This window comes from Streptomyces sp. JLBT605 (genome assembly GCF_058215555.1).
In genome coordinates this window covers 1968995-1985926 of record NZ_CM177087.1, presented here as the reverse complement: position 1 = coordinate 1985926, position 16932 = coordinate 1968995, and the positions used below count along the sequence as shown (strand labels likewise).

At 71.9% G+C, this 16932-nt stretch carries 19 protein-coding genes; 9 read left to right on the top strand and 10 right to left on the bottom strand.

The annotated features are described in order from the left end of the window. The first annotated feature begins 8 nt into the window (after positions 1-8). A complete protein-coding gene (locus AC4BDD_RS08880) occupies positions 9-1607 on the top strand; it encodes a Na+/H+ antiporter (protein ID WP_490690435.1) in 1599 nt (532 codons plus the stop codon). Between the two features lie 72 nt (positions 1608-1679). Here AC4BDD_RS08880 and AC4BDD_RS08875 read toward each other — a convergent pair whose 3' ends face one another. Continuing rightward, entirely contained in the window at positions 1680-2657 is a 978-nt protein-coding gene (locus AC4BDD_RS08875; protein ID WP_490690434.1) for a 1-aminocyclopropane-1-carboxylate deaminase/D-cysteine desulfhydrase, read from the bottom strand. A gap of 173 nt (positions 2658-2830) precedes the next feature. Further along, on the bottom strand, positions 2831-3421 hold the full coding sequence (locus AC4BDD_RS08870; protein ID WP_490690433.1) for an N-acetylmuramoyl-L-alanine amidase: 591 nt from the start codon (positions 3419-3421) through the stop codon (positions 2831-2833). Between the two features lie 246 nt (positions 3422-3667). Between AC4BDD_RS08870 and AC4BDD_RS08865 the strand changes: the two genes are divergently transcribed. Further along, entirely contained in the window at positions 3668-3889 is a 222-nt protein-coding gene (locus AC4BDD_RS08865) for a hypothetical protein (RefSeq protein ID WP_490690432.1), read from the top strand. Positions 3890-4014: 125 nt separating this feature from the next. Next, complete coding sequence (locus AC4BDD_RS08860; protein ID WP_490690431.1) at positions 4015-4857, top strand: helix-turn-helix domain-containing protein; 843 nt, start codon at positions 4015-4017, stop codon at positions 4855-4857. Here the strand turns inward: AC4BDD_RS08860 and AC4BDD_RS08855 are convergent. Then, entirely contained in the window at positions 4800-5201 is a 402-nt protein-coding gene (locus AC4BDD_RS08855; protein ID WP_490690430.1) for a VOC family protein, read from the bottom strand. The genes AC4BDD_RS08860 and AC4BDD_RS08855 overlap by 58 nt on opposite strands. Before the next feature lie 176 nt (positions 5202-5377). Then, positions 5378-6334: a beta-ketoacyl-ACP synthase III gene (locus AC4BDD_RS08850; protein WP_490690429.1), complete on the bottom strand. Its 957-nt coding sequence runs from the start codon at positions 6332-6334 to the stop codon at positions 5378-5380. A gap of 346 nt (positions 6335-6680) precedes the next feature. On the opposite strand from AC4BDD_RS08850, the gene AC4BDD_RS08845 reads away from it, so the two are divergent. Together AC4BDD_RS08845 and AC4BDD_RS08840 are read left to right on the top strand one after the other, a co-directional pair. Beyond that, positions 6681-7025 (top strand): STAS domain-containing protein, encoded by a 345-nt coding sequence (locus tag AC4BDD_RS08845; protein WP_490690428.1) that lies wholly within the window; start codon positions 6681-6683, stop codon positions 7023-7025. A gap of 210 nt (positions 7026-7235) precedes the next feature. Further along, positions 7236-7718: an STAS domain-containing protein gene (locus AC4BDD_RS08840; protein WP_490690427.1), complete on the top strand. Its 483-nt coding sequence runs from the start codon at positions 7236-7238 to the stop codon at positions 7716-7718. A 92-nt stretch (positions 7719-7810) separates the two neighbouring features. Here AC4BDD_RS08840 and snpA read toward each other — a convergent pair whose 3' ends face one another. After that, positions 7811-8509 carry a snapalysin gene (gene snpA, locus AC4BDD_RS08835; RefSeq protein WP_490690426.1) on the bottom strand — a complete coding sequence of 233 codons (699 nt, stop codon included), beginning with the start codon at positions 8507-8509 and terminating at the stop codon, positions 7811-7813. A gap of 247 nt (positions 8510-8756) precedes the next feature. Between snpA and AC4BDD_RS08830 the strand changes: the two genes are divergently transcribed. Together AC4BDD_RS08830 and AC4BDD_RS08825 are read left to right on the top strand one after the other, a co-directional pair. Next, positions 8757-9743, top strand: a complete 987-nt coding sequence (locus AC4BDD_RS08830) for a LysR family transcriptional regulator (RefSeq protein WP_490690425.1) — start codon at positions 8757-8759, stop codon at positions 9741-9743. A 114-nt stretch (positions 9744-9857) separates the two neighbouring features. Then, positions 9858-10367 (top strand): pyridoxamine 5'-phosphate oxidase family protein, encoded by a 510-nt coding sequence (locus AC4BDD_RS08825; protein WP_490690424.1) that lies wholly within the window; start codon positions 9858-9860, stop codon positions 10365-10367. Positions 10368-10550: 183 nt separating this feature from the next. Here AC4BDD_RS08825 and sodN read toward each other — a convergent pair whose 3' ends face one another. Beyond that, positions 10551-10946, bottom strand: coding sequence for a superoxide dismutase, Ni (sodN, locus tag AC4BDD_RS08820; protein ID WP_490690423.1), 396 nt, complete (start codon positions 10944-10946; stop codon positions 10551-10553). 141 nt (positions 10947-11087) lie between these two features. Between sodN and sodX the strand changes: the two genes are divergently transcribed. Next, positions 11088-11567, top strand: a complete 480-nt coding sequence (gene sodX, locus AC4BDD_RS08815) for a nickel-type superoxide dismutase maturation protease (protein WP_490690422.1) — start codon at positions 11088-11090, stop codon at positions 11565-11567. Here the strand turns inward: sodX and AC4BDD_RS08810 are convergent. The 4 genes from AC4BDD_RS08810 to AC4BDD_RS08795 form a co-directional block, all read right to left on the bottom strand. Next, entirely contained in the window at positions 11453-12100 is a 648-nt protein-coding gene (locus AC4BDD_RS08810) for a CGNR zinc finger domain-containing protein (protein ID WP_490690421.1), read from the bottom strand. The genes sodX and AC4BDD_RS08810 overlap by 115 nt on opposite strands. A gap of 322 nt (positions 12101-12422) precedes the next feature. After that, entirely contained in the window at positions 12423-13184 is a 762-nt protein-coding gene (locus AC4BDD_RS08805) for an amino acid ABC transporter ATP-binding protein (RefSeq protein WP_490690420.1), read from the bottom strand. Next, complete coding sequence (locus AC4BDD_RS08800; protein ID WP_490690419.1) at positions 13181-14119, bottom strand: amino acid ABC transporter permease; 939 nt, start codon at positions 14117-14119, stop codon at positions 13181-13183. The genes AC4BDD_RS08805 and AC4BDD_RS08800 overlap by 4 nt, the downstream gene beginning before the upstream one ends. 38 nt (positions 14120-14157) lie before the next feature. After that, on the bottom strand, positions 14158-15102 hold the full coding sequence (locus AC4BDD_RS08795) for an ABC transporter substrate-binding protein (RefSeq protein ID WP_490690418.1): 945 nt from the start codon (positions 15100-15102) through the stop codon (positions 14158-14160). A 523-nt stretch (positions 15103-15625) separates the two neighbouring features. Between AC4BDD_RS08795 and AC4BDD_RS08790 the strand changes: the two genes are divergently transcribed. Further along, entirely contained in the window at positions 15626-16843 is a 1218-nt protein-coding gene (locus AC4BDD_RS08790) for an NAD(P)-dependent malic enzyme (RefSeq protein ID WP_490690417.1), read from the top strand. Positions 16844-16932 lie beyond the last annotated feature (89 nt).

The following is a 16932-nucleotide window of genomic DNA, read 5'->3' as shown; positions in this document are numbered from 1 at the left end:
CCGAAGCGATGGATGTACTGCCACTGCTGATGCTGGTCGCGGGCAGCGCCGCGGTCGCGGGCGCGGCCCGCCGCACCCCGGTGTCGGCGCCGCTGCTGCTGGTCGCCGTCGGCCTCGCCGTCTCCTACCTCCCGGGGGTGCCGGACTACGCCCTGGACCCGCACATCGTGCTGCCGCTGCTGCTGCCGCCCCTGCTGCACACCGCCGCGCTGGACAGCTCCTACCTCGATCTGCGCGCCAACATCCGGCCGGTGGCGCTGCTGTCGGTCGGCTATGTGCTCTTCGCGACCCTGGCGGTGGGCTGGGCGGCGTACCTGGTGGTGCCGGACCTGCCGCTGACCGCCGCCCTGGTGCTGGGCGCGGTGATCGCCCCGCCGGACGCGGTCGCGGCCACCGCCATCGCCCGCCGGGTCGGCCTGCCGGGCCGGATCACGACCGTGCTCCAGGGCGAGTCGCTGGTCAACGACGCGACCGCGATCACCGCGTACAAGGTGGCGCTGGCCGCGGCGGTCGGCGAGGGGGCGACCTGGGCCGGAGGTCTGCGCGAGTTCGCGCTCGCCGCGGTCGGCGGCGTCGGCGTCGGGCTGGTGCTGATGGTGCCGCTGCACTGGCTGCGCACCCGGCTGCGGGACCCGCTGCTGCAGAACACCCTCTCGCTGCTCATCCCGTTCGTGGCGTACACGGCGGCCGAGGAGGTCCAGGCGTCCGGGGTGCTGGCGGTCGTGGTGGTCGCGCTCTACCTCGGCCACCGCTCCTGGCAGGTCGACTTCGCGACCCGGCTTCAGGAGTCGGCGGTGTGGAAGATGGTCGCCTTCGTCCTGGAATCCGCCGTCTTCGCGCTGATCGGACTCCAGCTGCCGGTCGTGATGCGCGGCCTCGACGCCTACGGGGCGGGGGAGGTGGCCTGGTACGCCACGGCGGTCTTCCTCGCCGTCGTCATCGCCCGCTTCGTCTGGGTCTTCCCCGCGACCTTCGTCCCCCGCGCGCTGTTCCCCCGGATCCGGGAGCGCGAGCCGGACACCGACTGGACCGCGCCGCTGATCGTCGGCTGGGCCGGGATGCGCGGGGTGGTCTCGCTGGCGATCGCCTTCTCCATCCCCAAGACCACCCACGGCGACGCCTTCCCCGCCCGCGACCTGGTGCTCTTCCTGACGTTCACCACCGTGATCGCCACCCTGGTCGTGCAGGGGCTGACGCTGCCACTGCTGATCCGGCGGCTCCGGCTGCCCGGCCGGGACGCCCAGGCGGCGACCCTGGCCGAGGCGCAGGCGCAGAGCCAGGCGTCCCGGGCCGCGGAAGAGCGGCTGGAGGAGCTGCTCGCCGACGAGCGCAACGCCCTGCCGGGGCCGCTCGCCGACCGGCTGCGCACCGTGCTGGAGCGGCGCCGCAACGCGGTCTGGGAGCGGCTCGGCGCGGTCAACGAGAAGACCGGGGAGTCCGTGGACGAGACCTATCGCAGGCTCTCCCGGGAGATGATCGAGGCCGAGCGCTCGGTCTTCGTACAGCTGCGCAACGCGCGGCGGATCGACGACGAGATGCTGCGCGCGCTGCTGCGCAGGCTGGACCTGGAGGAGGCCGCGGCCTACCGGGAGGAAGCGGCGGAGTGACCGGGCCCAGACGCCGGGCGGAGCGACCCCGCTAGGGCGGGAGGCGTCGCTAAACGGGGGTATCGCGGCCGGTCAGAGGATGGTGGAGGAGTCCGGGTCGGTGCCGGTGATCACGGCCGCGACCGTGCTGCCGGGGGCGAAGGAGCCCTCCTCGGCCAGGGCGGTGAGCCCATAGAGCAATTTGGCGACATAGACCCGTTCCACGGGCAGGCCGTGCCGGTCGGTGAAGTCGTCGGCGAAGGCGTCGAGTTCCGGGGCGCGCCGGGCGTAGCCGCCGAAGTGGAAGCGCTCGGTCAGCCGCCAGTCACCACTCCGGCCACCGAAGGCCGCGTGCTGCAGCCGTTCGATCTCGGCGCCGAGGAACCCGCCGCGCAGCACCGGGACGCCGATCACGCTCGCCCGGGCCTCGCCGGCCTGGAGTGCGGCCGGGCCCGGGCCGAGTCCGGCGGCGAGTCCGGCGAGGGTGCCGCCGGTGCCGCAGGCGACCGCCACCGTGGCCGTGCCGGAACCGGGCCTTCCGGGCAGCTGCTCGGCGAGCTCCTGCCCGAGCCCCGCGCAGCCGAGCACGGCCGCGGTGTTGCTGCCGCCCTCGGGCACCACGTAGCAGTCGCCGAACCGGTCCCGCAGCGCTGAGCGCACCCGCGGTTCGTCCTTGCGGCGGTAGGCGTCGCGGCTGATGAAGTGCAGTCGCATGCCGTCCGCGGCGCAGCGCGCCAGCGAGGGGTTGAGCGGCCGGTCCGCAAGCTCCTCGCCCCGGACGACACCGATGGTGGCGAAGCCGAGCAGCCGGCCGGCCGCGGCGGTGGCTCGCAGGTGGTTGGAGTACGCGCCGCCGAAGGTGAGGAGGGTGGAGCGTCCGGCCTCGGCGGCGGCCCGGAGATTGGGTACCAGCTTGCGCCACTTGTTTCCCGGTATGTCCGGGTGTATCAGGTCCTCGCGCTTGAGCAGCAGACGTATGCCGCGGCGCGCGAACCGCTCGTCGTCCAGCTCCTGGAGCGGGGACGGCAGCCGCGGCCGCAGCGTGTCGGGGTCGGGGATGGGGCCGGTCACCAGCCCATTGTCACGCGGGCCGGGGGCGTCGCGCGGGCCGGTGGGAACGCGCGGGTCGGTGGGAACGCGCGAGCCGGGGCGTCGTGCCCGCCGGCGGCGTCACGCCAGTCGGTGGCGTCACGCGGACCGGCCGCGGTCGTGCCGCGCCGGCCCGTGGCGGTCGCGCCGCGCCGTCACTTCAGCTGCTCGGCGATCCGGGCGCGCAGCGAGGCCATGGTGAAACCGCGCGGGTCCACCTTGCCCGGTTGCCACTCCAGGTGCCCGATGACCGAGCGCTCGGTCCAGCCGTGGTGGCGGCAGATCGCCGCCGCGGCCTTCGTGATCGCCTCCAGCTGGGCCTCGGGCCAGGGGTCCTCGCCATCGCCCAGGTTCTCGCACTCGAACCCGTAGAAGTAGCGGTTGCCGTCGGTGTTCCGCTCGTTGTCGTGCGGCAGGGTCTTCTCGCCGATGACGGCGCGCAGCACGTCGTCGTCGCCCGATCCGGCGTGGTTGGCGCGTCCGCAGCCGACCAGGTGGACCGTGCCGTCCTTGGTGATCACTCCGTGGCACAGCGGGCCCGGCAGGTCGTGGTGGCCGTCGTAGCAGATCCGCACGGTCTCCTCGGCGCCCGAGGTGACGGTGTGGTGGATCATCACGCCGTGCACCGGGCCCCACTCGCCCTTGTGGTTCCTGTTGTGGGTCCGCCACTCGCGGACCTCCACGACCCGCAGGCCCTCGTCGCGCAGCGCGTCCAGGAATCTCTTCGCGGACATGGGTGAGGACATGAGCGACTCCGTTTCGGCTCGGGCGGCGGCCGCCCCGCCGCGAGCCGCCTGCATCCCACCCTGCTTGTACCCGGAAATCGCGCTCTGTGACGAGCTGTTCGGATTCTGTGACAGGAGTGTTCGGCTGCCGTGCGAGCCGATCCGGCCGACCGTCGGGAGCGGGGGGCGCCGCCGGGGAGGGCGACGCGGGCCGGGGTGGCGGGGCGCGGCCCCGCGGGCGCATGGTGGAAACGGAGGTGTACCGCCATGCTGCACGAGATGCGCGCGGAGTACGAGGAGGGCAGCTCGGGGCGGGTGGCAGGGGCGCCGGTCAAGATCTGGCACATGGTCCGCGGCGCCGGTACGACCGCGATGTGCGGGCGCGAACTCGCCCCCGACGCGAAGACCCTCCCCGCCGAGGAGTGGGGGGTCGCCGAGGAGACCTGCTGCCACTCCTGCGGCGCCGTCTATCTGCGCGAGGTTCCCTGACGGGCCCGCCCCGCGGGTGAGTTGCCCTGAACGGCCGGGACGCGACCCACCGGAGCCCCTCGGGGTGGGAGGGGCGGACAGGCCTGGGCGGCTCCACCGCGCCGGGACTTGCGATGCTGGGAGCCATGTACCGGGAACGGGCCGCGCGACCGGCCGGAGCGGTGATGTGGACGCGGACCGCGGCCGGCGGCCCGGAGCGCGTCCTGCCGGACGGCTGCACCGATCTGATCTGGTGCGACAGCGGCTCGGCCGGAAAGCTGATCGTCGCCGGGCCGGACACCGTCGCCCAGTTCGCCGACGCGCCGCCGGGCACCCGCTTCACCGGGCTGCGCTTCGCCCCCGGCACCGGCCCCGCCGTCTTCGGGGTGCCCGCCGATGAACTCCGCGATCTCCGGGTGCCGTTGGACGCCTTGTGGCCGGCCGGCGAGGTGCGCCGGCTGACCGGTGCGCTGCTTGAGGCCCGGGAGGCCGGGCAGGCGGCCGCGGAGCGGGCGGAGGGCCTGCGCGGCAACTGGGACGGGGGCGGGGCGCGGCAGGCCGGTGGCACGGGTGGCTTGGCCGGGGTGCTGGAGGAGGCCGCGCTCGCCCGGCTGCGCGCCGCCCCGCCGCCCGACCCGGTGATCGCCGAGGTGCTGGCCGGGCTGGCCGGCGGGGCACCGGTCGCCGCGGTGGCGGCCCGGGTGGGGCTCAGCGAGCGGCAGTTGCACCGCCGGTCGCGGGCGGCGTTCGGCTACGGCCCCAAGGCCCTGGCACGGGTGCTGCGGCTGAACCGGGCCCTGACGGCGGCCCGCGCGGGCAGGCCGTACGCCGAGGTGGCGGCGGCCTGCGGGTACGCCGACCAGGCGCACCTGGCGCGCGAGGTGCGCGCCCTGACCGGGGTCCCGCTGGGCCAGCTGACCGGACCGGTGCGTCAGCCGGCCGGGGCGAGCGGCGCGAAGAGGTCGACGCCGTTGCCGTCCGGGTCGTGAACGACGGCGTACCGCTGACCCCAGACCGCGTCCCAGGGCTCCTTGCCGCTGGTGGCTCCGGCCGCGACCAGTTCGGCGTGGACCTTGTCCACGTCCGCCGGGCTGTCGCAGGCGAAGGCCAGGTGGACACGGCCCGGCCCGGAGCCCGGCGTCCAGTCGGGGTCGAAGGAGCGGATGGTCTTCTCGGTGTCCCACATCAGGCGCACCCCGCCCGGTCCCATCGCCTCGACGTGCGGTGCGGTGTCGGCCTCGGCGGGGATGTCCAGGCCGAGCCGGCGGTAGAAGGCGAGGGTCGCGGGCAGGTCGGCCGCGACCATTCCGATGGCGTCGAATCGAGGTGTCATACCGGCAGCGTAGGCAGCCGGGTGGCGCCCGGTCTTGAACGAATCGGACGCGCGCCGGCGGGCTCCACGGGCCGGCGCGGGACGTGCGCGGCGGGCGCTCTCCCGCCGCGCGTGGGGCATCCGTGGGGCATCCGTAGGGCGTGCGTGGGGCGGGGTCGGGCCGCGGGCGGCGCCGCTCAGGGGCAGCGGATGACCTGGCCCGCGTAGGAGAGGTTGCCGCCGAAGCCGAAGAGCAGCACCGGGGCGCCCGACTCGATCTCGCCGCGCTCCACCAGCTTGGACAGCGCCAGCGGGATGCTCGCCGCGGAGGTGTTGCCGGAGTCGACGACGTCCCGGGCGATCACCGCGTTGACCGCGCCGAGCTTGCGCGCCACCGGCTCGATGATCCGCAGGTTGGCCTGGTGCAGCACGACCGCGGCGAGTTCCTCGGGCAGCACCCCGGCCCGTTCGCAGACCGCGCGGGTGATCGGCGGCAGCTGGGTGGTGGCCCAGCGGTAGACGGCCTGGCCCTCCTGGGCGAAGCGGAGCGGGGTGCCCTCGATGCGGACCGCGTGCCCCATCTCCGGCACCGAACCCCAGACCACCGGACCGATCCCCGGCGCCCGTTCCCCCTCGGCGTCGTCCGTCGCCACCACCACGGCCGCTCCGGCGCCGTCCCCGAGCAGGACGCAGGTCGACCGGTCCGTCCAGTCGGCGGCCTCGGTGAACTTGTCCGCGCCGATCACCAGGGCGCGGCGGGCAGCACCTGCCCGGAGGGTGTGGTCCGCGGTGGCCAGAGCGTGGGTGAAGCCGGCGCACACGACGTTGAGGTCCATCGCGGCGGGGCTGCGCAGGCCGAGCCGGGCGGCGACGCGCGCGGCCATGTTGGGGCTCCGGTCGACCGCCGTGGAGGTGGCGACCAGCACCAGATCGATGTCCTCGGCGCTCAGCCCGCTGTGCGCCAGCGCCTTGGCGGCCGCCGCGGCGGCCATCTCGTCCACCGTCTCGTCGGGCCGGGCGATGTGCCGGGTGCGGATGCCGACCCGGCTGCGGATCCACTCGTCGCTGGTGTCCACCATGCCCGCGAGGTCGTCGTTGGTGAGGACCTGTGCGGGCTGGTAGTGGCCGAGCGCCACCACACGTGATCCGGTCATCGGACGATCCCCCTCTGCGGGTGTGTCGGCGCACCCAGTGATTCGGTGGCTCCAGTCTTGGCCGCCGATCCCGAGCCGGATGGGCGGGCATCCACCAATCTTGCGGCGGAAGATCTGGAGCTTTCACCCTTCCCTTCCGGCCCCCGACGACTCGGCCGGACGGGGTGCCCGACCCGGTGTCCACGATCGGAAATTATTACGCTCAGTCACGATTGCCGGATTGCGGGCGGATTACCTGCTGGTAACGCAGGGGGTTTGGAAAGGAGTCACGACGGAGTGTGACTGACTGGGTTGATAAGTGGGTATGACATCAAGCGAAGACGCTGCCCCGAGTAGGGGGTTCGACATGGTGGAGGAACGGTCCGCCTTCGGCATCCGGGAGCGGACGCTGGGCGGGATGACGCTCGTGGAGATCGCGGGCGAACTGGACATCGTCGGGGCCGGCCAAGCCCGGCCGGTTCTCGACGGCATGATGCGCACCGGGCACCCGGATATCATCCTGGATCTGCGCCGGGTCACCTTTCTGGACTGCGCGGGGCTGTCGGTGCTGTGCCGGGCCCGCAACCGGGTCCTGGAGCGAGACGGCAGGCTGCGCCTGGTGATCGACGATCCATGGCTGCGGCGGCTGCTGCGGATCGTGCGGCTGGAAGACGCTTTCGAGGTCTTCGACGATCTGGCCTCGGCTGCCTGACCCGGCTGCTGCCTGGCCCGGCTGAGGGGCGCACGCGTCGCCCCGTCCCGGGCGGCGTGCGTCACCCGGCCGCGGGGTCCGCGTCAATGAGCTTCCGGCCGCGTTCACCCCAACGAGGGCATTTCTTCTGATGTGAATGGTTTCTGCGCTGTCGCCGGCGGATTTCGGTCCTTACGCTCACAAAGCATGTCACCGGGGGAGAGGGGCAGCGTGTCGTTCCGAACTGACAGCGCGATGTGGCAGGGCGCGCCGACGTCCTACGCCCGTACCTACCGGGCCGGTCTGTGCACCGTCGTCGAGATCCGTGGCGAGATCGACATGTGCGGCACTCTGGATATCGGCCCGTCGCTGGACGCGGCGACCGGCGGCCCGGACCCGGCCGTCGTCATCGACCTGACTGCGGTCACCTTCCTGGACTGCGCCGGTCTGGCTCTGCTCTGCCGCGCCCACCGGCGGATGCGCGAGCGCGGCGGTCTGCTGCGGCTGGTCTGCCCCGACACGAGGGTGCTGCGCACCCTACGGGCCTGCGGAGCAGTGGAGTTGCTGCGACCGGTGCCCACCCTGGCGGCGGCGCTCGGGCCGGCTGTCGAGGATCCGGCGGTGGCCGACGGCGGGGCGCTGGCCGTGGCGGCCGACGGCCGGATGGTGGCCGCCACGGCGGAGGAAATGCCGCTGCCGCACCTGCTCGGCTGAGCGGGTGCGGCAGCGGGATGACCGGCCGGAGAGGGTCCGGCGGTTGACGCGGGTGGTTCGGACCGGACGTCAGTGACGGGCTGAGCCGTCGGTCAGCGGGCCTCGCCGGAGGCGGCCGTGCGATACGCCGCCTTGTCGAAGGCCGCCTTGTCGAAGGCGCGGACGCCGTTCTGCCACAGCTGGTCCACGCGGGCCGTCTCGTTCTGGTCGGGCTGCGCGTTGGTGCAGGACGGGCCCGGGCCGCCACCGGACATCAGCTCGCTGCACGGACCCTCGTAGTGGTCCGGCAGGCCGAGCACATGCCCGGTCTCGTGCGCGGTGACCCGGGTCGAGTCGTACTCCTGGTTCTGCGCGTAGTCCAGGAATATGTAGCCGCCGCCGTGGCCGTCGGTGCTGGCGTACGAACCGCGCGGGTCGTTGCCCTCGCGGTACTCGAAGTCGGCGTTGCCGCCTTCGACGAGCCGGACGTTGGCGACCGAGGCGTTCCAGATCTGCGCGCTGCGCGCTATCTGGGCCTGGAAGGTCGGCGCGCCACTGGCGTCGTAGGTGACGGTGACGGCCTCGGCACCGCGGTGGTTGGCCTTCTTGGCGAGGGCCGACTCCATCACCGCCCGGAAGAACGCCTTGGCGTCGGCCCGGTCGGCCGCGTCCGAGGTGTATCCCGAGGTGGTGGCGGAGCCGGTGACGGAGGTGCTGTGTTCGGCTGTGGCCGCGGAGGCGGGCAGTGCGGACAGTCCGGCCGCGAGAGCGAGGCCGGCCGTGGCCGCGACCGCCAGCTTGGGGAAGCTCATGTGGGGGGCTCCTCATCGTCCGTTCGGCCCCCGGAGCGATGCGACCCGGCGTCGCGTCGCGGTGCCCCGAGGGCTTGAAGGATGAACTGTTGGTGCCGCTGAGTGTTGGCCGAACAGCCCCTGTTGCCGAGATGTCAGGGGGTGATAGCACGGGGCTATCGCCCCTCGAGCGAACGGTCGACGATGCGCGTTTCGCGCCCTTTTGATCCCCTGGTGCGATGTGTTAAGGCGCCGTTATGCTCCCGCCGTGGAGCTCGAAGTCAGGCACCTTCGTGCGTTGTGCGCTATCGCCGACAGCGGCAGCGTGCGCAAGGCCGCGCGGCAGCTGGGCATGACCCAGCCCTCCCTGACCACACAGCTCAGACGGATCGAGAACGCCATCGGCGGCGAGTTGTTCTCCCGCGAACGCACCGGCAGTCGGCTCACCCCGCTGGGCCGGTCGGTGCTGTGCCGGGCCCGGCCGATCGTGGCGGAGATGAACGCCCTGATCGACGAGGCACGCAGAGCGGTCGGCCAGGGCCACGCCACCCGGCTGTGGATCGGCTCCACCCTCAGCCGCGCGGTGCCCGGCTGGCTGCGGCGGCTGCGGCTCCGCTTCCCCGACGCGGAGACCACGATCCGCACCGACCCCTCCGCGAACACTCTGTTGCAGATGGTGGTGGGCCACCAGCTGGACGTCGCCTTCGTACACGAGGTGGCCGGTGCTCCGCTCCGCTTCCCCGAGGGGGTGGAGCTGCGCGTGCTGGTCGCCCGCGAGCCGCAGTTCGTGGTGCTCCCCGAGACCCATCCGGCCGCCCGCGAGCCGGTGGTGCGGCTGGCCGACCTGGCCGGCGACCAGTGGATGGTCGACCCGGCCGTGGACGGTGAACTGGCGGGCCTGCGCCGGATGTTCTCGCTCGCCGGGGTGAACCCGCGGGTGGTCTACGGCGATTACCTCACCGCCGGGGACCTGGTCGCCGCGGGTGAGGTGGTCTGCCCGTGCCAGCCCACCGCCCGCGCCCGGCCCGGCACCGCCATCCGCCCGCTGGTGGGCGATCCGCTCGCGGTCCGGCTGCTGCTGGCCTGCCGGGCGGGGCCCGGCGCCCCGCCCGGGATCGACGCGGTCTTCGGCGAGCTGGCCGCCGCCTACCGGGAGATCGCCTGGGCCAGCCCCGCGTACCGGCAGTGGCTGGTGCGCAACGACAGCCCGCTGCCGCCCGTCCGGGCCCCCGAGCGGGAGCCGGTCCCGCTGTAGGGGCGTCCGACCGGACCATCGGGGCAGCGCCATCCGCAGGGCCGCGCGGCACGCCTGCGGCAGCGACCGCCACCCCCCTCCTAGGCTGCGCAGCACCTGGGAAGGGAGAGGCAGATGCCGCACAGGAAGCCGGTGGCCGAGCTTGACCCCCGGTACAGCAGCGAGGGCGCCGAGCCGACCGCCTGGTCCGAGGCGCTGGAGCTGCTGGAGAGCGCGGAGCTGTACTGGCTGTCGACCGTACGGCCCGACGGCCGCCCGCACGTCACCCCGCTGATCGCGGTCTGGCTGGACGGGGCACTGCACTTCTGCACCGGCCCCGGGGAGCGCAAGGCCCACAACCTCAGCGTCAACCCCAATGCCGCCGTCACCACCGGAACCAACGCCCTCGGCCACGGGCTGGACCTCGTCGTCGAGGGCGCCGCCCTCCCGGTCGCCGAGGAGACCGCGCTGCGCCGGCTGGCCGCGGCGTATGAGGCGAAGTACGGCAGCGAGTGGCATTTCGAGGTGCGCGACGGAGCCTTCCACGGCGAGGCCGGCGGCCGGGCCCTGGTCTTCGGGGTCACCCCGACCACCGTGTTCGGCTTCCGCAAGGGCGCCTACAGCCAGACCCGCTGGCGGTTCTGAGTTCTTCCCGGCGGCCGCGCGCCCCGATACCGCCACCGCGGCCCCGGGCGGACGGGCACGCGGCCGAAGACGGCCGCACCCGGCCCGCGGTGGCTCCCCGGAGGGGAAGCCGTGCGGACCGGGTGCGGGAACATCCGGCGTCGCGCGGGGTGGCCGCGCGTGCCCCAGGAGACAGCGGCCGGGTCAGGCCTGCTTGGTCTCCCAGAAGATCTTGTCGATCTGGGCGATGTAGTCCAGCGCCTTCTGACCGGTGGCCGGGTCGTTGGACGCCTTGGCCGCGCTCAGGGCCTTGAGCGTGTCGTTGATCAGCTGGTGCAGCTCCGGGTACTTCTCGAAGTGCGGCGGCTTGAAGTAGTCGCTCCACAGCACCGAGACGTGGTGCTTGGCCAGCTCGGCGCGCTGCTCCTTGATGATGAGGGCGCGGGTGCGGAAGTCCTGGTCCGTGTTGGCCTGGTACTTCTCCTGGACTGCCTTGACCGACTCGGCCTCGATGCGAGCCTGGGCCGGGTCGTAGACGCCGCAGGGAAGGTCGCAGTGGGCGCTGACCTTCACCTTGGGGGCGAACAGGCGGGAGAGCATAGAGCTGTCCTTCCTCGTGATCGTCTTCTCAGGTGCGAGATTACTCCGTGAGGGAAGGCTTTTCTCGGGCGCCCCGGGGGGCTTAGGTCAAAAGTCCAGGGGCTGCCTGGGCCTGGTGGAGGAAGAAACCGGAGGTGCCGGATGCCAGAGCAGGTACGCGACCGCGGGCCGGAGCAGGACCGCGAGCAACGCGGGCTGCTGCCGTTCGGGCTGGCGGTGGTGAGCGGGCCGTCGATGGTGCCCACGTTGTACCCCGGCGACCGCCTTGTCCTGCGCTATGGCGCGTCGGTGCGGGTGGGTGACGTGGTGGTGGTGAAGCACCCGTTCCGGCAGGACCTGCAGATCGTCAAGCGGGCCGTCGAGCGGCGGGCGGGCGGCTGGTGGGTACTGGGCGACAACCCGTTCGCCGAGCCCGACAGCAGACAGTTCGGCGCGGTGCCGGACGAACTGGTGGTGGCCCGGGTGTGGCTGCGGCTGCGCCCGCCGCCCGGAGCCGCCGGGGGTGGTCAGGAATCCCGGCCCGGGCGGCTGGCCTGGGCGGCTTCCGCGGTGCGCCGGGTCTCCGCGGGTCCCTCGGCGCGCTCCGACCGGTCCGCGCCCAGGCGCTTGCGGGCGCGGTAGGCGGCGACGTTCGCGCGGGTGGCGCAGCGGTCGGAGCAGTAGCGCCGTGAGCGATTTGTCGATGTGTCGAGATAGACGTTCCGGCAGGGCGGCGCCTCGCAGATGCCCAGCCGGTCGACACCGAGCTCGGTGAGCTGGAAGGCGAGGCCCATACAGGCGGTCGCGGTGTAGCCGGCGCTCGCGTTGGCGGCGTGGTCGGCGATGTGCAGATGCCAGTTGGGGCGGCCGTCCGCGTCGCGCGGCTCGTGCCCGGAGACCTGCGGGCTCACCGGGAACTCCAGCAGCAGCGCGTTGAGCAGGTCCACGGCGAGCACCTCGTCCCCGGCCGCGGCCGCCTCGAAGACCGCGCGCAGCCGGCCCCGGACGGCCCGCAGCCGGGTGACGTCGGCGTCGGTCGCCCGGCGGGCCGCCTGCTGACGGGGACCGAACAGCTCGCGCACGGCCTCCACCGAGGTCAGCGTGTCGGTGCCGCGTACGGGCTCCTCACTGTTCACCAGGCGCACGGCGAGATCCGAGTAATAAGCCAGTTCCACTTGTGGTCCTTATGAGGGCGGTCTGCGGTCGGCGGGTGGCCGGGGTCTCCCCACGTCAGCGCGGCGAACCGAGGGGTAATGGCTGCCGCGTCTTCGAGGGTATTACGTTCCGGAGCGCGACGAGGTGGCTCCGGACCGCGCGCCGCTGACGGGCGCGCGCCAAGGGGTGTCCGGTGGGTCGCCGCGCCGCCGCGGAGACCCCTCGGACACCCCTGAAATCCCCGCCGGCGAGCCGCGCGCCCGCGACCGCTGCCTGACCGCACCGGCGAACAGCGCGGAGGCGGTACGGACCCCGTGGGCCCGTACCGCCTCCGCGTACCGACTAAAGCACCTTGGACAGGAACGACTTCGTCCTCTCGTGCTGGGGGTTGGTCAGCACCTCACGCGGGTGACCGGACTCCACGACCACACCCTGGTCCATGAAGACGACCGAGTCGCCGACCTCGCGGGCGAAGCCCATCTCGTGGGTGACCACCACCATGGTCATGCCGTCCTCGGCCAGGTCCCGCATCACGTCGAGGACGTCGCCGACCAGCTCCGGGTCGAGCGCCGAGGTGGGCTCGTCGAAGAGCATCAGCTTGGGCTCCATGGCCAGCGCGCGGGCGATGGCCACCCGCTGCTGCTGTCCGCCGGACAGCTGCGAGGGGTAGTTGCCGGCCTTGTCGGCCAGGCCCACCCGGTCCAGCAGCTTCTGTGCGCGCTCCCGCGCCGCCGCCTTGGACTCGCCCTTGACCTGGATCGGCGCCTCCATGACGTTCTCCACCGCGGTCATGTGCGGGAAGAGGTTGAAGCGCTGGAAGACCATGCCGATGTCGCGGCGCTTGGCGGCGACCTCGCGGTCCTTGAGCTCGTAGAGCTTGTCGCCCTTCTGCCGGTAGCCGACCAGCTCGCCGTCGACGTACAGCCGCCCGGAGTTGATCTTCTCCAGGTGGTTGATACAGCGCAGGAAGGTGGACTTCCCCGAGCCGGAGGGGCCGATCAGGCAGAACACCTCACCGGGCGCGACCTCCAGGTCGATGCCCTTGAGCACCTGGACGGCGCCGTAGGACTTGTGAACGCCCTCGGCCTTCACCATGGCGGTCATGCGATCCCTCCTCGGGGACGGCCGAGCGAGAGAACGTTCGCACGGAGACGCTGGAACACGGTCGGCGGCAGGCTGCGGCTGGAGCCACGGGCGTAGTACCGCTCGAGGTAGTACTGACCGACGCTGAGCACCGAGGTCAGGATCAGGTACCAGGCGGCGGCGAGGAAGAGCATCTCCGCCGTGGCGCCGGTGTTGCTGCCGACCTCGTCCGCGCCCTGGAGCAGGTCCCAGTACTGCACGGCGAACACCAGCGAGCTGGTCTTCAACATGTTGATGAACTCGTTGCCGGTCGGCGGCACGATCACCCGCATCGCCTGCGGCAGGACGACCCGGCGCAGGGTCTTGGCGTGGCTCATGCCCAGCGCGTGCGCCGCCTCGGTCTGGCCCTCGTCGACCGACTGCAGGCCGGCCCGGCAGATCTCCGCCATGTACGCGGCCTCGTTGAGGCCCAGGCCCAGCAGGGCGGCCAGGAACGGGGTCATGAAGTCGCGCCACTCGTCCTGGTAGATCGGGCCCAGGTTGATGTACTTGAAGACCAGGCCCAGGTTGAACCAGAGCACCAGCTGCACATAGACCGGGGTGCCGCGGAAGAACCAGATGTAGCCCCAGGCCACGGCCTGGGTCACCGGGTTCTTGGAGAGCCGCATCACGGCGAGGAGGATGCCGAGGACCACACCGAGCACCATCGAGGCGATGGTGATCCACATGGTCTTGCCGACGCCCTTGAGGATCTCTTCGTTGAAGAAGTTGTCCGGGATGGCGTCCCAGTTCACGTTGCCCTGGGAGAAGGCCACGACCAGCATCCCCAGCAGGGCGAGGACGATCACGGCGGAGACCCAGCGCCCGTAGTGCCGGACCGGGATGGCCTTGATCTCCTCGGGCGCGGTGGCCGGCGGCTTGTCCTCCGGCCCCGACTTGTCGATGTCAACAGTCACGGAATGTGCCTTTCAAGAGCGAGCAGGAAGGGGCGGGATCACTTGCCACCGTTGACGATGGCCTGTTCCACCGCGCCGTCCTCGGCGCCCCACTTCTTGAGGATCCTCTGGTACTCGCCGGTGCGGATGATCTCGTCGAGCGCTGCCTTGAGGGCGTTCCGCAGCTGCGTGTCGTCCTTGCCGACCGCGATGCCGTACGGCGCGGCCTCGACCTGGTCGCCGACCAGCTCGAAGTCGTTGCCGCCACCGGAGGTGTTCACCGCGTAGGCCGCGACCGGGAAGTCACTGGAGGCGGCGTCGACGCCGCCGCCCTTCAGCCGGGTCTGGGCCTCGCTGTCCTTGGCGAAGGCCTCGATCTCGATCTTCCCCTTCTTCCCGCACTCCTTCGACTGGGCCTTGGCCAGGTCGTGCGAGACGGTGTTGCGCTGCACGGCGATCTTCTTGCCGCACAGGTCGTCCCAGGTCTGGATGGACTGGTCCTCGCCCTTGCGGGTGTAGATGGAGACACCGGCGGTCAGGTAGTCGACGAAGTCGACACCCTCGCCGACCTTCTTGCCGCTGTCCGCGTCGACACCGGTCTGGCGGCTCTTGTTGTCCGTCATCGCGGACATCGCGATGTTGTACCGGCCGCCCTTCATACCGGTCAGCAGACCGTTGAAGTCGCTGTTGGAGAACTCGAACTCCACGCCGAGCTTCTTGCCCATCGCGTTCGCCAGGTCCACGTCCAGGCCCAGGATGTCGCCCTTCTCGCGGAACTCGACCGGCGGGTAGCTGGCGTCCGTGCCGACATTGATGACCTTCTGGCCCTGGATCTCCTTGGGCAGGAGGCCGAAGAGGGGGGCGCCGTTGCTCGTCCCTCCGGTGGCCTTGTCGCGCTGGTCGCCACAGCCCGTGAGCAGCAAGGCGCCGGTGACCGCGAGCGCTCCGGCAGCGGCCAGCCGTGTCCTGGCCGTAGTAGAGCGACGGGTGGTGCTTGCGGTCATGCGGGTCCTCCTGCGGGGTGAGGTGAGGCTGGAGGGTCGGGGCACACACCTTTGAGTGTCGCGACCTCGTGTGATTTGGGCATCTTGCCATCCGGACGGGTTCGATCCGAGGGCCTCTCATGTCAAAATCGGATAACGGGCGACCCCCGGTAACGCACGAGGCCGGAACACCGAGCCGGACCATTGGTGCGAAAGCGGAATGAGGGCTTCCTCACCCCGCGGCGTCCCAGCATGTGGATGTCCGGCGGCGGCTGGACCCGCGCTTTAGCGCGGACGCCAAGCATCTGTATGGCACCGCGACATCAACCGCGACAGAACTCGCTCGTCCCCGGAAACCTTCTTCCGGTAGAACAGACCGTTACACCCCTCACCAGGGGCTCAGGGCGCGTGTGCGGCGCGCCCGGCGTACGTCGTCCCCCGCGTGGCAGCCGACTGCCGGCGGGGGGAAGCGGACGCGGTGCCCGCCCGTTCCTCAACCAGGGACGGCTATTACCCTCACCTGAAACGACAAAGGGGTCACACAGTGTCAGCGGAGATCGTTAATCCTCGCAGTGTCAGCGAGAGCGCAACCGGCAGTGATCAGGACGAGCCCTTCGATCCTGCCTTCGCGCTGCACCGGGGCGGCAAGATGGCCGTCCAGGCGACCGTTCCCGTCCGGGACAAGGACGACCTGTCCCTCGCCTACACGCCGGGCGTCGCCAAGGTCTGCAGCGCCATCGCGGAGCAGCCCGACCTGGTCCACGACTACACCTGGAAGTCCCAGGTCGTCGCGGTCGTCACGGACGGCAGCGCGGTGCTCGGGCTCGGCGACATCGGCCCGGAGGCGTCCCTGCCGGTCATGGAGGGCAAGGCGATCCTCTTCAAGCAGTTCGGCGGCGTGGACGCGGTGCCGATCGCCCTCGACTGCCGCGACGTCGACGAGATCGTGGAGACCGTCGCCCGCCTCGCCCCCTCCTTCGGCGGCGTGAACCTGGAGGACATCTCCGCCCCCCGCTGCTTCGAGATCGAGCGCAAGCTCCAGGAGCGCGTGGACATCCCGATCTTCCACGACGACCAGCACGGCACCGCGGTGGTCACCCTCGCCGCCCTGCGCAACGCCGCCAAGCTCACCGACCGCTCGATCGGCTCGCTGCGCGCCGTGATCTCCGGCGCCGGGGCCGCCGGGGTCGCCATCGCCAAGATCCTCGTCGAGGCCGGCATCGGTGACGTGACCGTCTGCGACAGCAAGGGCATCGTCTCCCCGGACCGCGACAACCTGAACTCCGTCAAGCGCGAGCTGGCCGGCTTCACCAACAAGGCCGGGCTGACCGGTTCCCTGGAGACCGCCCTGGACGGCGCCGACGTCTTCATCGGCGTCAGCGGCGGCACGGTCCCCGAGCCCGCGGTCGCCAAGATGGCCCCCGGCGCCTTCATCTTCGCGATGGCCAACCCGACCCCGGAGATCCACCCGGACGTCGCGCACAAGTACGCGGCGGTCGTGGCCACCGGGCGCAGCGACTACCCGAACCAGATCAACAACGTCCTCGCCTTCCCCGGCATCTTCGCCGGCGCCCTCCAGGTCCGCGCCTCGCGGATCACCGAGGGCATGAAGCTCGCCGCCGCCGAGGCTCTGGCGGCCGTGGTCGCCGACGAGCTGAGCGCGGACAAGGTGATCCCGTCCCCGTTCGACGACCGGGTGGCCCCCGCGGTCACCGCCGCGGTCGCCGCGGCCGCCCGCGCGGAGGGCGTCGCCCGCCGCTGAGCGGAACCCCAAGGGGCATGACGAAGGCGGTACCGGCCGGATGGCCCGTACCGCCTTCGGCGTTTCCGCCCCCTCCTGTGCCTCGTCGT

Bases quoted from the DNA above. Each gene is read 5' to 3' on its own strand.
- AC4BDD_RS08880 (WP_490690435.1), top strand. From the start codon at position 9: ATGGATGTACTGCCACTGCTGATGCTGGTCGCGGGCAGCGCCGCGGTC.
- AC4BDD_RS08870 (WP_490690433.1), bottom strand. From the start codon at position 3,421: ATGTCCTCACCCATGTCCGCGAAGAGATTCCTGGACGCGCTGCGCGAC.
- AC4BDD_RS08865 (WP_490690432.1), top strand. From the start codon at position 3,668: ATGCTGCACGAGATGCGCGCGGAGTACGAGGAGGGCAGCTCGGGGCGG.
- AC4BDD_RS08860 (WP_490690431.1), top strand. From the start codon at position 4,015: ATGTACCGGGAACGGGCCGCGCGACCGGCCGGAGCGGTGATGTGGACG.
- AC4BDD_RS08855 (WP_490690430.1), bottom strand. From the start codon at position 5,201: ATGACACCTCGATTCGACGCCATCGGAATGGTCGCGGCCGACCTGCCC.
- AC4BDD_RS08850 (WP_490690429.1), bottom strand. From the start codon at position 6,334: ATGACCGGATCACGTGTGGTGGCGCTCGGCCACTACCAGCCCGCACAG.
- AC4BDD_RS08845 (WP_490690428.1), top strand. From the start codon at position 6,681: ATGGTGGAGGAACGGTCCGCCTTCGGCATCCGGGAGCGGACGCTGGGC.
- snpA (WP_490690426.1), bottom strand. From the start codon at position 8,509: ATGAGCTTCCCCAAGCTGGCGGTCGCGGCCACGGCCGGCCTCGCTCTC.
- AC4BDD_RS08825 (WP_490690424.1), top strand. From the start codon at position 9,858: ATGCCGCACAGGAAGCCGGTGGCCGAGCTTGACCCCCGGTACAGCAGC.
- sodN (WP_490690423.1), bottom strand. From the start codon at position 10,946: ATGCTCTCCCGCCTGTTCGCCCCCAAGGTGAAGGTCAGCGCCCACTGC.
- sodX (WP_490690422.1), top strand. From the start codon at position 11,088: ATGCCAGAGCAGGTACGCGACCGCGGGCCGGAGCAGGACCGCGAGCAA.
- AC4BDD_RS08805 (WP_490690420.1), bottom strand. From the start codon at position 13,184: ATGACCGCCATGGTGAAGGCCGAGGGCGTTCACAAGTCCTACGGCGCC.
- AC4BDD_RS08795 (WP_490690418.1), bottom strand. From the start codon at position 15,102: ATGACCGCAAGCACCACCCGTCGCTCTACTACGGCCAGGACACGGCTG.